The sequence below is a fragment of the Hoylesella buccalis ATCC 35310 genome, assembly GCF_000177075.1.
Taxonomy (GTDB): domain Bacteria; phylum Bacteroidota; class Bacteroidia; order Bacteroidales; family Bacteroidaceae; genus Prevotella; species Prevotella buccalis.
In genome coordinates this window covers 1-14,921 of sequence record NZ_ADEG01000080.1, presented here as the reverse complement: position 1 = coordinate 14,921, position 14,921 = coordinate 1, and the positions used below count along the sequence as shown (strand labels likewise).

Sequence of the window (14,921 nt, the reverse complement as noted above, 5' to 3'; positions counted from 1 at the left end):
CACATTATCATCTGTAATCGACTCAACCCTCGGTCTAAGGTGTAGATCGTTCGGTTATGGAATTGCTGACAAGGACGGAGCCTGCGATATACGATGTGTTGATGGTCTTTTTGGAGGGGGATTGGGAATCGTTGCGTCCTCAAAGAAGTACGTTGTGGCAATTGTAGGCCTCATTGCTGATTATCGCCAATGCATAACGAGGCAGGCTGTGAAGTCATCAAAAGAGTTGAACTCGGAAGGCACCCAGTCCACTTTAAGTCCGATGCGCTTGGCTTGCATGGCGGTGTATGGCCCCATGCAGGCGATAGCCACATCGTTGAGAATACAACAGGCATCGGTGCCATACACTTCCCTCAGTCCATCGTTGAATGCCATCACCTCGCTTCCGCTGGTAAAGGCTACGCAGTCAATGCGCTTGTCGATGATGAGGTCGTAGGCTTGTTTCCTTGCAGAAAGCTCTGTTGCCATGTTGACGTAGGCATCAACACGGTGGGCCTGTACGCCCAGTTCGCTCAGTTTTGCCATGAAGTCGGGAACGGTTCGAGGCTCTTCTATGCCAACAAACGCAGGTGCGAGGGCTGCCAGGCGGCATCCTTCGTTGAGGCCATGCTCTTTCAGCGCATGGGCGATGCCTATGGGACTTGGCTCTTTTGAGATGAACGGAGGCGTTACACCCAGCACGTCGTGTAGGTATTCGTTGTCTTTTCCAATGGCCAGAAACTGCGTCTTGCCCAGTTGTTCTGCACGGTCACAGCAGTTGTGCATGGCGTCAATGGCCTTTCGGCTGAGGCACACCACGAAATCAAACATGTCCAAGTCAGCACATAGCTTCTGCATCTCATCGTTCGCCGTATCGAAAGTTGATTCTACCATGGCGATGTTGGTCACCTCTACTTCTTCTTTGTACTTCTCGAAGGCCGTTAGCAGTCTTTGCGTATAGTGACGTGGAGCTGTAATCAGGATGTTTTTCTTCATAGGTCATGTGGTTTTGTAATATGTTTTTGAGAACGTCGGGCGCGGCAGAAGAAGTAGGTTACATAGCAGAGTGAGAGTGTGGCAATGGCTGTTTCTATGCAGAAAAGGCCATTATAGCCCAATCGGTCTGCAATTCTTCCGCTGGCTATGGTCATGAGCAGTCCGCTGATGTGCGTGATAACTATCTGTATGGTGAAGTCGGTTCCCTCGAGTCCTTTCCTCACACAGAACATGGCCGACGTGTATACCACCACTGTCCCCATGCCATAGCAGGCCCAAAGAAGTATGATACCCCCGACGAGCCATGGTTTCGAGGGTGTAGACCACGACATCAAGGTGAAGTAAACGGTTGCCAGCAGGATTAAGACGGCAAAGATCACTTTCACTTTCTCCGCACCCCAGCGTCTGATTAGCATGCTGGCGGGATAGGCAACGAGCATGGCGGCAGAGATGCCCACGATGCCATTGAGCGCGCCTATCTCCTTCATGTTGTAGCCAAGGTCTACCATATAGGGCCTTACAACCGACAGTAGTCCCATGATGCTGGCATAGTAGAGGAGCAAGAACCCTATCTGCGGGTAGACGGTTCGATTGGTGAAAAACCAGATGATGTCATTCCATTTGGCCCTGTGGGCTGGCTCCTTGGCATGCAGCAGTTGCAGCTTCTTGTTCACAAGCAAGGGTACAAGTGCCAGCAGCACAAAGCCGCTCAGACAAATGGTCACGACATTCCAGCCATAGTGGTGCAACACCATGAGCAGTACGCCGCTGCCCAGTAGGCTTCCACCAAAGCTGCCCATCGACTGCATGCCGTTAACAAAGCTCTTCTGCTCTTTCCGCGTAGAGAGTATGGCCAGTGCGTCGGTGGCGATGTCTTGTGTGGCAGAGGCGATGAGCGACAGGAATACCAGGATGATGATGAGCTGGATGTTGGTTTCAAGCCTTAGTATTCCCGCACCCAGTATCAGCACGGCGTACACTATTTCCGACGATACAATCCAGCGTTTGTAGTCTTTCACCGTCATACATTGTCGGTCTACGATGGGCGACCATAGGAATTTCAGTATCCACGGCAGCTTGATGAGTTGCAGAAGGCTGATGGTTGTCAGCGAGAAGGCCTGTTGGCGCATCATCACCTGCAACGCTGTGGAGAAAAAGCTCATGGGCACCGCCTGCGCAATGTACAGACTGAAGAAAGTACCTAAAAGTTGGGCGTTGTTCTTGTTGGGCATATACGTTGTGTTGGTTGGAATGGATTGGTCATGCAAGCCCAGCGGTGAGTCGCGGCCATGGCCACGATGTTACCGCCTTGTTGGGCTCTCGACTTGTTTATTTGAGCGTGTACACCAATGAGGTGCCAATGCAGAAAGGCTTGCCAGCCTGTGCCATCTTCTGGGAAGACACAAAATAGTATGCCATGTACTGGGTTGCGGTGGTGTTCTTGCTCCATACCTCCCAGGTGAAATGTCCTTTGGTGGCAGCCACTTTCAGGTTGAGCAGCGCGTAGAAAGGCTGGTACTTCTCATTGTCCTCGCGCCAGTAAATCTTGCCCACGCCCGTGAGGTTGGCATTCAGCATCAGCTTGTCAATCATTCCCACATGGTACATCGAGTAGTTGGCATTGACTGACAGGGTGTGCCGCGGCACCATGGGAAGCATGTTGCCTGTAAAGTTTGATTTCTTTCCTGTGTTGGCTGCCAGGAAGCGTGCATAGGTGTATCCATAGTTGGCGTGCAGGAAAAAGTTTGCCATGGGCTGTCCGCCCACAGCTATCTCAAACCCTTTGCTGTCCGAGTGCCCGATGTTGCGTATCACGGCGCCTACCGCAGGGATGATGACCGACAGTTGCTGGTCTTTCCAGTCAACGTAAAAGGCACTGGCCTCCAGCGACAGACGGCTGTCAAGGAAGCTGAGCTTCGCTCCAACCTCGTAGTTCCAGGTGTATTCCGGGTCAAACGAGCGGTCGTTGCTGCTTTCCTTCGCGGCATTGAATCCACCGGGCTTGTAGCCTCGCGCCACGGTGGCATACACCATCCTGTCGGGTGTGAACTGCTGCTTCAGGGTGAAACGGGGCGTCACCTGGCTCGAGTGCATCTTGCTGTCGTAGCTGTCGGCCAGCTTGGTAGCGTTGGTACCGTTCTTACCCGTGGGCGTCCAATAGGTCTCATTCTCCACCTTTGATGTTTCATAGTCGTAGCGAATGCCCACCGAGGCAGATAGTCCCTTGTACAGGTCGAATTGTGAGACATGGTAGGCAGCCAGTCCGTAAACCGGTATCTCGTTGTTGTTTTCCTTCACGCCGGCGGCACGCTTCGGGTTTCTTGGGGTGTAGTAGTCGATGGTGGTCGAGAAGTTCTTGTGTTGCGTAAATGCGAACACGCCCGTTATCCAGTGGAACCATGTGTCGTTCCTCGACCGGAGCGTAAGCTCCTGGCTGAACATGTTCTGCCTAAGAGGCATGGTGGCGAAGAACATTTTGCGCTTCGTGAAGTCTTGGTCGATAGACACCTTGTCGTTGCTGTGCTGGAAAGAGGTTTGGCTGTTCAAGCTCAGTCTGCTCCCGTCATAGCGCCAGTTCATGCCCGTTGTCAGCACAAACCGTCTGTACCCCGAAGGTGCATCGTAGCTGATGTCTTTCAGCTCGTCTTTCTTGGCATCGTATGCGGCGTATGGAAAGCCCCCTTGGTCAATGTAGTCCAGGCTCAGTGAGTATCGCATGGTCCATCTTTGCGATGGCTTCCATGCCGTCCCTATTCTAAATGTACCGTTGTCCATCGGGTCGGCCTTTTTGTTCAGGTAGGTGTTCGTGAAGTAGCCGTCATTATGGTGGTAGCTGCCAGCTACCGAAATGCCAAAGTTGCCCGATAGTTTCTGGTATGCCGATGCCATGGCCTGAATGTCGTTGTACGACCCGTAGCTTACCTTTGCCATAGCGTTCTGGTAGTCCAAGGGCGACAGGGTATAGATATTGATGAGCCCCGCCGTGGAGTTCCGCCCAAAGAGCGTGCCCTGCGGGCCACGCAACACCTCCACCTTGCTGATGCCAAACAAGTCCATGTCCAGCACCGAGCGGTCGAAAAAGGGCATGCCGTCCACATACACGCCGACCGACGGCGTGCTGGTCTTTGAGCCGATGCCCCTAATATAAATAGGTGAGTATTGTCGAGACCCATAGTCGGGCATGTAGAAGTTGGCCAGTCTGCCACTCAGTTCCCGCACACCGTCCAACTGGTTGTTGTTGATGTACAGGTTTCCCACCGATGACTGCGAGACAGGCGAGAGTGATGCCCTGTCTTGTTTGAATCCCACGATGGAGACTTCTTCCAGTTCGTTGCCTATCTTGATGGTGTCGGTTTCTTCCGCCACAGCGTTGATTGCCAGCAGAGCACCAAATAAAATCGTGTAGAGTCTCATGTGCAATGTAATTGTAAATATTTGTTTAATACGCTGCAAAATTATTTTAAAATTTTCTCATCTACAATCCTGATTTATAAGGATTATTGACATATCCATTTTTTTTCTGACTTCGTCATCGTGTCACCCAAAAAAACTCATCAAATAGTTTAGCTTTTTCTGATGACCTGTCATCAGCATGGTTTGTTTATAAACCTCCTTGTTCAGAGGTAGCTCGATCTGCATCTATTTCGAACAAATAGAACTATAAACATTAAAGATTCTTTGTAATTTCGTGTATTTATTTATATTTTTGCAAAAGAAATCCTGATTATATAATGAATCGACACAAAACCTTTGGCGCCTATCGCAAGGGTTTCGTGGGGACGATACTGGGGGGGGGACCCCAAAGAAACATGGGCATTGATCACGATGCTGGTTTATTCCTTGACGTTCAACGAACAGTCATTGCCAGCGTTTCGCCGTCCAATATTCTTGCATGTCTATATCGTATTAGCTTTCTTGACGGTGCTGATGACTTATTGTGGTGTCAATTACGTGCTGGGTGGGATGCACAGCTATGCTTGATAAATGCAACCAACAGGTTTTATATGGTGTTTTGTATGGCGAGGCATCATGTGTCACTCGAGTTGGGTGATACTCGTTTTTGCCACAGTTCTTTCATCTAAATACGGTGTGTGGTGTAAATAAAAACAACCTTGCTGTCTTATATAATCAAGGTGTTGACCGAATGAAGCAACCATTTACGACAATCTGTGAAAAGATTGCAGAATGGTTGCCAAGGTTGCTTGTTGTGTTAATAAAACTTTTGATTGTTAAATAAGTTCGTTTTCTTTTACAAAATAAAATCGCAAAATAGATAAAATTGGATGATGGTTTCGGTGTTTTAAAACCTTGAAATTATCATCTTGCGCCATATTCCCATGCTATTAGTTGGCTATTATCATGCTTTTGCCCCCCAACCTGTATGACTTTGCATCCCAATTTACATGAGATAGAAGCACTTTTTCGCATATAAAAATGATTTTTTGCCCCAAACACTTCACTTTTTAATTGTGTTTTAGATTCGAAAATAGTATAACTCACTAATAATCAGGTTGATAATAAAACTTCGTTATTTTGGGCTTATTTTCAATACCGGAACAAGTTGGTTGAAAAAACGGCCGGCATTTGTGTTAAAAAACCGTTGTGGCCAAAGACATTTTACAATAGAACGTTCCGTTTGAGGTTAAATACGAGAAGAACATTTCATAAATAAAACATTCTTGTTTTTGTAGGCATAATTATTAAAGATTCTTTGTGATTTCGTGTATTTATTTATATTTTTGCAAGAGAAATCCTGATTATACAATGAATCGAAACAAAAGCTTTGGCACCTATCGCAAGGTTAATATCAAGCAGTTGCTTACTTCTTTCTGCATGTTCTTATTAACCATGTCAATGTTGATTGGCTGTTCTCGAAGTGAGGAGAAAGACAAAGCAACTTTTGAGAAAGAACAATTAGAGAAAGAGCTAAAGGCTTTGGGGAGTATTGATTCATTGCAACGTCGGCTTGAGCAATACCGTAAGGAACACAATCGGGGTGCTATGATGCTTTGTTATCGGTTCTTAGGAACCGCTTATCGTGATTCAAGCAAGTTTGATCAAGCCTTGACAGCTCATCAAAAAGAGTATGAGCTTGCCAGGGAACAGGCTGATACGCTGGAGGCAATTGTAGCTCTCAATCAGACGGGGACTGATTATAGACGGATAGGTGCACTGGAAGAGGCTTCGTCAGCACATTATCAGGCGTTAAACTTATGTGATCAATATAGCGATCATACAAGTTTCACATTCCAAAAAAACAGAGTGGTTTCGTTAAATGGTATTGGAAATGTGCATCTCACACTTGACAATGTTGAGGCTGCTGAGAATGCTTTCAGGATGGCCTTGGATGGGGAGAAAAAGTTAGGAAGTGCCTTAGGACAAGCCATTAATTATGCTAATTTGGGTTCTCTGTTGGAATCGCAGGAGAAAATAGATTCGGCACGGTGGTACTACAAAAGATCAATGCAGCTGAATCAAAAAGCAGGTTCGCGCTTGGGAGTTGCGTTGTGCTGGCTGCATTTAGGAAGATTGGAAGAGAAGGCTGGTCAATGGGATAAGGCGATTGCCAAATATCAGCATGCTGAAGCAATATTGAGGAGCGTTGGTGACCAGTGGCATTGGATGGAATCAGTCATTTCACTCATTAGGGCAAATATAGACAAAGGTGATTTGGCTATGGCATCACATTACATGAAAGAGGCAGAACCTGTAGCTGAGCAGTTGGGTGCATGGGAGGATTTGGAAGCCTTGTATCATGAAAAGTCCAAGATGTGTTTCAAACGAGGCGACAACAAGCAGGCTTTCGTGAATTATAAAAAAAGCCAAGCGTATCGTGACAGTTTGATCAGTGAAAAGAAAATACAGCACATTCAGAACATCCGCATCAAGTATGAACGTGAAAGCAGAGAGCAACAGATGCAAACTATGAAGCATGACATTGAGCAAGAGCGACGAATCAAGAGAGTGTTTCTGTTGAGTGGTCTTTGCATTATCTTGCTTTGTGCGGTCATCATTGTATTTTTGTGGTATGTGATACGCATCAGGTCTAAAAACCATAAAATGCAAGTACAAATACAACAAGCCAAAGATCATTTCTTCATGAATATCACGCATGAGTTCCGTACGCCGTTGACAATTATTCTGGGTTTTGGCAGACAGATGACCGACGGAGCACTGACGACAAAGGAGCAACTGAAAAAGGCAGGTGGTATGATATTGAGGCAGGGCAATGGACTCCTCGACTTGGTTAACCAACTGTTGGATATAGCGAAGGAAAAGTCGGTTGTAAATCAACCGCTGTATCGACATGGGGATGCGGTAACTTATATAAGGATGCTGGCAGAGTGTCATCAAATATTGGCACAAGATAAAAACATCGAATTTCTGTTCACTGCTAAGCAATCTACTGTGATGATGGACTTTATACCCAGCTATCTGACCAAGATTGTGCGTAACTTACTGTCAAATGCGATTAAGTTTACGCCCCCACATGGAATGGTGAGAGCAAGTGTGGAAGTAGAAAAAGATAAACTGAAACTGGTGGTGAGAGATAATGGACAAGGAATTCCATCGGACGATATACCTTATATATTTGACCTGTTTTACCAATCACAAAATCCGTCGGCAGATGTTGGCTCGGGCGTGGGCTTGGCATTGACGAAGCAACTTGTGGAGGCAATGAATGGAACAATTGAGGTAGAAAGTGAAGTGGGAGTAGGTACTACTTTTACGGTGATCTTGCCCTTAAAAGCCACCCGTCAGGATGCTGTCATCAAGCCTATTGAAGCGTACGAACCAGAGAAACCCATCTTCAATCAAATGCCAGAAGAATCTGTTGAAGAACCAGAAACAACTCATGAGAACGCTGTGTCGGTGTTGGTGGTGGAAGACAATGCCGATGTGGCAAGATACATCGGCATGCAGATAGGGCATGAATATCAATTGTATTTTGCTCATGATGGTGTAGAAGGACTGGAGAAAGCTTTAAGTTTGATGCCAGATTTGATTCTCACCGATTTGCTCATGCCACGAAAAGATGGGTTAGAAATGTGCTGTGAAATCAAAATGTCTGAGGTGTTGAATCATATTCCGGTGATTATGATTACAGCGCGCAGTACCGATGCTGATAAATTAAAGGGATTAGAGGCTGGAGCCGATGCCTACCTTGTAAAACCGTTTAGTGCAGACGAGTTAAAGTTGAGAATTAGAAACCTGATTAGGCAAAGGGAGGTAATGCGAGAAAAATATGCACTCTCGTCAAATGTTCATGTCAATAACATGACGGCCCTGAACAAGTTGGATAAGGAGTTCTTACACAAATTCATTGATTATGTATATATTCACATGAACAACGGAACGGTAAGCGTGGAGTCAGTAGCTGCCGACTTGTGCATGACTCCCAAACAATTAAGGTCAAAAACAGTGGCCATCACTGGTGAAAATCCAAGTGCTTATATTCAAAAGATTAGATTGGAGAAAGCGCAACGCATGTTAAAAGTGGAGCCAGATATGAGTATCGGAGAGATTGCATTGAAATGTGGATTTGAAGATTTTGCTTATTTCTCACGAGTATTCAAGAAAAAATATGGCGTGATGCCGTCACAATATCGTCGATTGCCATCTTAAAAAAAGTGACAAGTTGCTCGTAATTTTTTATGAAAGCGTATCTTTTTGAAAGGTGCGCTTTTTATGTATTTAGGACTTTTAGTTCGTTGAAAACAAGCAAGTTGCGTTTTTATTTTGGACGAAAAGTCCTAAATGTCATCAAGCATTATGTTAGATAACTCCTATATTAAGGCAGAATAGTCCTACCTACCAGTCCTTATACTGTTTAATTTTGCTCCATGAAAAGTGCATGGCACAAATTAAATCGTAATAATCACACCCAGGACGACAATATGGAGTTCTGCTAAAAACAAACAGTATGAGGAAAATTTTAGCTTTATTCATTGGTATATGGATATGCCAATTGAATGTTACTCAAGCAGTAGCACAGAATGTGACCATCAGCCCTACAACGGGTAAGTTGGTCGCTGGTCTCACCTATGAAGGTGAGTTAGGTTTTGAAAGAGGTTGGAGCTCGCTGTGGAGGCATGAGCAGTTGCCGCTGACGCTTACTGTTTCCGACAAGGGCGACATCTCAGAGAGTGGCGTGCTGACAGATCCAGCAGGTGACATTGTCTTAGATGCGTCACAAGGTAAGTATGTTGTCGTTTCTGGCAAACCACTGACGACAGAGTTGCACATGTGTATTTCCTTGCCGAAAGGTTATCGGTTCACGGGTTACCGCATGGTGTTCTTGAACAATGTCAACGGCAAGACCGTCAGTGGCTTGAAGCTGGGTAAAATCAACAAACAGCTTTATGAAACGGGTAGCAACTTCGACTTCAAAGGGTACAAGGTCACTACGGGAAACATGCCAGGAACCAACGATACGAAAGAGTACGTCATAGCGCGTACCAGTAAGAATCAATCGGATATGGGTAACAACCTCTATTTCTTGCTTCATCATAATGTAGAGGAGTTCTATGGTGTTACTTTGAAGTCGTGTGAACTTTATTTCACAGCCGAAGGCGTCTTCGATGCCAAGGTGACACCAAGCTCGCCTGCAGACATCGTCAGTCAGGGCGTGAACATGATAGGTTCTCCTTTCAATACAGGTAAGCTGGATTTGGGGGAGATAAAACCTCATACCAAGAATGGAAAAACCTTTTATAGCTACGATTACAGGAATGTGGAGGAACTCACAGCCAGCAACTGGCTCTATCAGGAGAATGCCGTGGCAGGAGGCAAGCTGCCCACAACCGCAGGAAAAGGAGACATTCAAGCCTTGCGGAATGGCGGACAGTTGTACTATGCCTTAGGCAATAACACCTATTATATAGAGTCTCCAACCGCTACCGTCACACAGAATGGCATTGCGGTGCCTTTGGGCTATCGCATCACTGGTGCCAAGATTAAGTATCATTACGGGACGGCAGCTCCGGCAGGAAACATAAGAGATAATGGTAAAAGAGTACTTAACCCAGCCTTCACGCCATCGCCTTACACACTGAAGGTGTACAGCACAAACAAGGGTGAGATTGCAGAGACACGAACCGTAAACAGTGGAGCTGACGGGACAGTGGAGCTGACTAATCTAAACAACGATGCCATTAAGTTCTCTGTTGAGGGACTTGCCGAGAATACAAAGGCGCTACTTACTTTCGAGCTAACTCTTGAGGCGCTCAATCCGTTCATCAACAACATTGACATCATCTGTCACTCGATGGTTGAGAATGGTCCTACACTGATGCAACAGTTCACGAGTAACGACTTCCAGGTGTCTGGTGGCAAGTTTGTCTTCTATGTGCCGCAAGACTTCTTTGGAGGCGGGGAACAGAAGTGCCGCTTCACATTCGAGAACCTGTACAGCAAATACGGTGACGAGACCTATCAGCAGACAGATCCCCACCATGCCCGCTACTTCTTCGTGAAGTCAAAATACTACAACGATACCGACGGACAACAGTATAGTACTACCGGCAACGAGCCTGCATCTGACAAGATTGCTACATCCATGTGCGGAAATAAGGCGTTCAAATACAGCAACATTGATGAACTGAGCAACACAAACACCTCGGGCAGTGCGACGCAGTTGCAGGAATATCCTTACTCGGAGGCTCTCTATAAGAAACAGGGAGGAAGCTTTGCCGATGACATAGTAATCAAGGTGGGTGAAGGAAAACCCTGCTACTTGTTTACTGCCGATGAAACCCGATGGAACGTTGCACCGACCACAGCCACGGAACACCGTTACTATGCTTATTATCTCATGGATCTGAAGCTGGAGACAAAGGACTATGTGGCTAAGTGTGTACTGACCAAGCTTTACGACAAGACTTGCTATAACCGTGACGGCAATGATGTAGAACTTCCTATGTATGGTGGCGAGTTCAAGGCGCTGGATGCGAAAACGGGTAAAGAAATTCCTACTGGCAGAGCTTACCTGACCGTGCCAATGATGAAGCAGGCTTTGATAGATGAGCTTTATGGCAATCCAGAAAAGGGTATTGCGGGCGTTGAAGCCACGGGCATGCAAGTTCTCTATTTGGACTATACCAACCTATACTCCGTGCATATCCCTGAAGCCAGCGAGATGAATGAGATGAAGTCGTTGCTCAACCCCAACTGCCTCATCTACTTCCCAGAACGCACCTGCTACCAGATGGATAACTATGTTCAGAAGACCCAGAGCGGCGACTATCGAGCATGCAAGAACATCGTGATAACCGACCGTCAGCCTTTCTACGCACCTTACAAGATTACCGTCCCAGCAGAGAACTACGCAAGCTATAAGCGTGAGATTACCATTCCTGCCAATGGCAAGGTGGCCTACGCAACGGTGGTTCTGCCATTTACCTTGGAGGTTACAGATGGGGTTCATACCAACGAAGATGGACAGTGCTCGTTCAAAGTGAGCAAGATGACACCAGAAAACTGTTTGGCATTGGATGATGGAGAGTACGCCTCTGCCCAGAGTTATCGCGGTAAGGCAAAATTCGACCTGATTACAGAAACACACACAGAAGCCAATGTGCCATACATGGTAGAGGTGACGACGGCTCCTACGGATGCGAACATCTCGTTCATAGCCAAACAGAAAGGTTCTGACATCATGGCAACGAAGGGAAGTGCGATGAATGCTACTGAATACACATTCAGTGGTGAGACCGCCACAGGCAAGATAGGTGCAACGACTTACAACTTCCATAATTACGGTTCGTATGCTGGAAAGAAAATCGACAGGACTGCAAAGAAAGTGTTCTATTTTGCGAAGAACATGTATTTGAGTTCTACCAATCTAAGGCCAGAATTCCCGTATGTTTATGTATATCCATTCCGTGCATACTACGAGTATAGTTCAGCGGGTGCTCCTGCCAAGCTGTTCTCCTTCTGGGCAACTCTTGACGAAGAGTTTGGTACGCCAACCGGCATTACTGACACGAATGCAGTACCCGATTTGGCTATTGTTCCAGGAGAGGGAAGCCTAACGGCTTCGGCAAGAGAGGCCACCGTGGTGAAAGTTTATGGCAGCAATGGCGTGATGGTATGGTCAGTGAGCCTTGATAGAGGTGAAACCCAGACCGTGACTCTGCCAGGTGGACTTTATGTAGTGAATGGAAAGAAAATCATCGTAAAATAGTTAGGGAGGAAGTCGTTATGAAGAAGCAATATATAGCACCGGAAATTATATCCGTCAACACTTGTTATGGGCAGTTGATGCAAGGAAGTCCTTATGACCATGCAGACAGCAAGCAATTTGAATTTAAAGTAGAGGATGAGGAGCTTGAGGATTTAACAGATAGCAGATATCATCAATACAAGCTTTGGGATCCAGAAGATTTCGACTACTAAACTTTCCTCATTACGATGTGTATTTAGTTTAGGTGATCCGGGCAGGGCGATGAGTTTTGTCCGGATCTGTTTTATGCTACATCTTTTTCGAGTATGATGACAGAAACATAAAAACAGGATGGTTTGCTTTGACTTTTCCTCTATTTGTCTTACCTTTGCAAAGAAGGCCGTGATAACGCTCGCCGCACCGTAAATGGCGTGCGTCGGCAGCTAAGAAGATAAATTTTATGGAAGACATGGATGCGAAGAAAGGTTACACAATCAACGTCCGCGGCAGGTTGGTTGACCTATCGAAACCGTTGGTGATGGGGATTCTTAATGTTACGCCCGACTCCTTCTACCAAGGGAGCAGAAAGCAGACGGAAGTAGAGATTGCCCAGCGCACCAACCAGATTATAGAAGAAGGTGGAGAGATGATTGATGTGGGTGCGTTCTCCACACGTCCCGGCGGTGCCTTTGAGGTGACAGAGGAAGAGGAGATGGACAGGCTTCGCCGTGCTTTGGCCATCGTTAGGCGCGAGCGGCCGGAAGCTATTGTTTCGGTTGATACCTATCGGCCTCGTGTGGCCCGTCGATGTGTAGAAGAGTGGGGCGCTGACATCATCAATGACGTGTCTGAAGGTGGACTCACCGGTATTGTCAACACACCGATACACGAGGAAGGGAGCATGTTTGAAACCGTTGCACGGCTTCAGGTGCCATATATCCTCATGTCGGTGAAATCGAATCTGCATGACATGCTGATTGCTTTCGCCAGGGAGACGCAGGAGCTGTATGCCCTGGGTGCGAAAGATATCATCCTGGATCCTGGGTTTGGGTTTGGAAAAACGCTCGACGAGAACTACAAGATCTATCATCACATGGAGCGTTTGCAGGTACTTGACTTGCCGTTGCTGGTGGGGATATCGCGCAAAAGTATGATATACAAGTTGCTGGGTGGTGATCCTACAACATCTCTAAACGGAACGACGGTACTCAACACCATCGCGTTGCAGAAGGGTGCTGCCATTCTGCGCGTACATGATGTACGAGAGGCTGTGGAAGCCTGTAAGATTTATGAGAGAATGCAAGGGGTGTGATGGGGTACAACGACAGCCTCACCCCCAATGGCCTCTCCCTCAACAGCCTCACCCCCAACCCCTCCCCAAAGGGGAGGGGAGTGATTAGCTTTTTGGGTCGCGAAGCTATCAGCTTGTTAACTTGTCATCTTGTCATCTTGTCAACTATAAAGAGCTATCAACTCGTCAACTTGTTAACTCGTTAACTTGTCAACTAAAAAAACTCACAAACTCAAAAACTCACAAAATGATTCCATTCGAAATAGGAACGAAAGATATCATTGATATCCTGTTAGTGGCATTGATGCTCTACTATGTATATCGGTTAATGAAAGAAAGCCGTTCGCTCAATGTCTTTATCGGAATATTGATATTTATCTTCATCTGGCTGTTTGTCAGTCAAATATTAGAGATGCGTCTGCTGGGTTCCATTATGAACAAGCTGGTAAGCGTCGGAGTTATCGGCTTGATTATCCTGTTCCAGGAAGAGATTCGTCGTTTCTTGTATGAGTTGGGTGCGCACCAGCGCTTCCAGGCTTTTTCCAGGCTTTTCACCAATAGCGATAAACAAGGCGAGGAGGATAAGGAAACCATTGTACCCATTGTGCTGTCGTGCATGAGTATGGCTAAGAGCCATGTGGGGGCACTGATTGTCATTGAACGAGGAATGCCCTTGAACGATATCGTGGAAACGGGCGATGTCATCGATGCCAAGGTAAATCAACGACTGATAGAAAATATCTTTTTCAAGAATTCGCCTTTGCATGATGGTGCCATGATTATTTCCAAAAAGCGCATCAAAGCTGCCGGCTGTATCTTGCCAGTGTCGCACGACTTGAGTATACCAAAAGAGTTGGGATTGCGCCATCGGGCTGCAGCAGGGGTTACGCAAAACACGGATGCCATTGCCGTTGTGGTTTCTGAGGAGACAGGTCGCATCAGCGTGGCCATGAAGGGAGGATTTCGGTTGAGATTGTCGGCAGAAGAATTGGAGAGCTTGTTGGCCAAGGAAATGGAGGCTTGACCCTCGGTATGCTTTTTCCGATGCTTTTGAACGAAGGATGAGGGGAGGAATAGAAAGTCTATGGTAGTGGGTTTGCTGAAATAGAAGCCTTATATATAATAAGGTGAAAACAATCGTGAAAGGCTCCTTAAATACAAATAAACGTTAAATCTCTATCTTTTTTCAAACTTTTTTGCTCATTTGTTTGGAGGGTATTGTTTTTCGTATTACCTTTGCACTCGCTTTCGCACTAAAAGCTGCGTTAGCGACACAAAGAAGCGATCTTTGAAAAGATTTACATAAAGACAGAAGTAGTACAAGAAGCATGAGTGTTGTTAAAGATGCTCATGGGTGAACATTTACGAACCGTTCAATTCTTACTAGAAACGAACAAAGGTGAGAAAACTTTTAAATTCTGGAGTTTCGTTCTGAACAGAGAAAACGAAGTTGGCATGATAGGCGTGTCTTTGGCGCGAGCCTTATACATT

Annotated in this window: 8 protein-coding genes and 1 pseudogene; 6 read left to right on the top strand and 3 right to left on the bottom strand. The window is 46.3% G+C overall.

What is annotated here, in order from left to right; all coding sequences use genetic code 11:
* Positions 1 to 180 precede the first annotated feature (180 nt).
* From HMPREF0650_RS08325 to HMPREF0650_RS08315, 3 genes are all read right to left on the bottom strand, one after another.
* Complete coding sequence (locus HMPREF0650_RS08325) at positions 181 to 975, bottom strand: uroporphyrinogen-III synthase (protein ID WP_004349974.1); 795 nt, start codon at positions 973 to 975, stop codon at positions 181 to 183.
* On the bottom strand, positions 972 to 2,207 hold the full coding sequence (locus tag HMPREF0650_RS08320) for an MFS transporter (RefSeq protein WP_004349972.1): 1,236 nt from the start codon (positions 2,205 to 2,207) through the stop codon (positions 972 to 974). The genes HMPREF0650_RS08325 and HMPREF0650_RS08320 overlap by 4 nt, the downstream gene beginning before the upstream one ends.
* Positions 2,208 to 2,304: 97 nt before the next feature.
* Positions 2,305 to 4,389 (bottom strand): TonB-dependent receptor, encoded by a 2,085-nt coding sequence (locus HMPREF0650_RS08315; protein WP_040562955.1) that lies wholly within the window; start codon positions 4,387 to 4,389, stop codon positions 2,305 to 2,307.
* Positions 4,390 to 4,737: 348 nt separating this feature from the next.
* Between HMPREF0650_RS08315 and ccsA the strand changes: the two are divergent.
* The 6 genes and pseudogenes from ccsA to cdaA form a co-directional block, all read left to right on the top strand.
* Positions 4,738 to 4,956, top strand: a pseudogene (gene ccsA, locus HMPREF0650_RS12780) (cytochrome c biogenesis protein CcsA); the annotation flags it as partial.
* Between the two features lie 783 nt (positions 4,957 to 5,739).
* Positions 5,740 to 8,601, top strand: coding sequence for a hybrid sensor histidine kinase/response regulator transcription factor (locus HMPREF0650_RS08305; RefSeq protein ID WP_004349968.1), 2,862 nt, complete (start codon positions 5,740 to 5,742; stop codon positions 8,599 to 8,601).
* Positions 8,602 to 8,899: 298 nt separating this feature from the next.
* Entirely contained in the window at positions 8,900 to 12,160 is a 3,261-nt protein-coding gene (locus HMPREF0650_RS08300) for a hypothetical protein (RefSeq protein WP_004349967.1), read from the top strand.
* Between the two features lie 17 nt (positions 12,161 to 12,177).
* Positions 12,178 to 12,372 (top strand): hypothetical protein, encoded by a 195-nt coding sequence (locus HMPREF0650_RS08295; protein ID WP_004349965.1) that lies wholly within the window; start codon positions 12,178 to 12,180, stop codon positions 12,370 to 12,372.
* Positions 12,373 to 12,599: 227 nt separating this feature from the next.
* Entirely contained in the window at positions 12,600 to 13,451 is an 852-nt protein-coding gene (gene folP, locus HMPREF0650_RS08290; protein ID WP_004349963.1) for a dihydropteroate synthase, read from the top strand.
* Between the two features lie 226 nt (positions 13,452 to 13,677).
* Positions 13,678 to 14,454, top strand: a complete 777-nt coding sequence (gene cdaA, locus HMPREF0650_RS08285) for a diadenylate cyclase CdaA (protein ID WP_004349962.1) — start codon at positions 13,678 to 13,680, stop codon at positions 14,452 to 14,454.
* Positions 14,455 to 14,921: the final 467 nt, after the last annotated feature.

Excerpts from the sequence above, each read along its gene's own strand:
- HMPREF0650_RS08325 (WP_004349974.1), bottom strand. The coding sequence starts at position 975 with ATGAAGAAAAACATCCTGATTACAGCTCCACGTCACTATACGCAAAGA.
- HMPREF0650_RS08320 (WP_004349972.1), bottom strand. The coding sequence starts at position 2,207 with ATGCCCAACAAGAACAACGCCCAACTTTTAGGTACTTTCTTCAGTCTG.
- HMPREF0650_RS08315 (WP_040562955.1), bottom strand. The coding sequence starts at position 4,389 with ATGAGACTCTACACGATTTTATTTGGTGCTCTGCTGGCAATCAACGCT.
- HMPREF0650_RS08305 (WP_004349968.1), top strand. The coding sequence starts at position 5,740 with ATGAATCGAAACAAAAGCTTTGGCACCTATCGCAAGGTTAATATCAAG.
- HMPREF0650_RS08300 (WP_004349967.1), top strand. The coding sequence starts at position 8,900 with ATGAGGAAAATTTTAGCTTTATTCATTGGTATATGGATATGCCAATTG.
- HMPREF0650_RS08295 (WP_004349965.1), top strand. The coding sequence starts at position 12,178 with ATGAAGAAGCAATATATAGCACCGGAAATTATATCCGTCAACACTTGT.
- folP (WP_004349963.1), top strand. The coding sequence starts at position 12,600 with ATGGAAGACATGGATGCGAAGAAAGGTTACACAATCAACGTCCGCGGC.
- cdaA (WP_004349962.1), top strand. The coding sequence starts at position 13,678 with ATGATTCCATTCGAAATAGGAACGAAAGATATCATTGATATCCTGTTA.